The following is a 792-nucleotide window of genomic DNA, read 5'->3' on the forward strand; positions in this document are numbered from 1 at the left end:
GAAAATCTGAACAGATCTGGCTCTGAGAAGAAAGTACGTGAGATCGACGTCAATGTCTTGCGTGGCCCTGAGATCGCGCTCCACGACCTTACCAACGCCGATGATGTTTATACCTTCTATTACGATGAAACGAACAACGTCCGTCGCCTGCATGTAACCGCTGGCGGGTTCAATGTGCGTGAACCACTGTGTTTTGTCCTCGGCGGGGTGGTACACCGCGGCTCCCCGCGTGCGCTGGACGTCGCCGCCCTCAAAGCCACGGTGCGCTTACAGGTCAGCGCGAAGGAATTGAAACTGGCCCATCTCGGGAAGGGCGGCTTCCTTGATCTCCTAACGGCATGGCGGGTTGAGGCCTACCTGGACTGGCTGGCGGCGGAGGGGCTGCTCGTCCACTATTCGGCGATCGATCCACTCTACTGGTCAACGGTGGACATTGTCGACTCGATCATCTCTCACGACGGCCTGGCTCACATGCAGGCCCACCATTTCCTACTTAAGGCAGACCTCTTCACGATCCTTGCCGCCGACATCGACGACGTTGCCGATCTCTTCCACCGCTACAGCTTTCCTGATGTAGGCGATGACAATCGCATCGTCTTCATTGGTGAGCTGCTGAAGCGCTTGGATGATCGTGCGGCGACGCTATTGCCGGAGTTCAACGCCCAGGTGCTGAAAGGGGTGTTGCAAGGTGGAGCCAGGCACCAAGAGCTGGTCTATCTGCGCGACGAGACGCCCAACAATGTATTGGACGGCTTCGTGGATTTCTTCATTCAGCGAATCTGCCTGTTCAAA

General features: G+C 56.8%; 1 protein-coding gene. It reads left to right on the forward strand.

Features of this window, described 5'->3' with window-relative positions:
- Positions 1-792 (forward strand): hypothetical protein (locus LI953_RS15365; protein ID WP_227076964.1); only part of this gene is annotated, 792 nt, incomplete at both ends.

The sequence above is a fragment of the Acidocella sp. KAb 2-4 genome (assembly GCF_020567705.1).
Taxonomy (GTDB): domain Bacteria; phylum Pseudomonadota; class Alphaproteobacteria; order Acetobacterales; family Acetobacteraceae; genus Acidocella.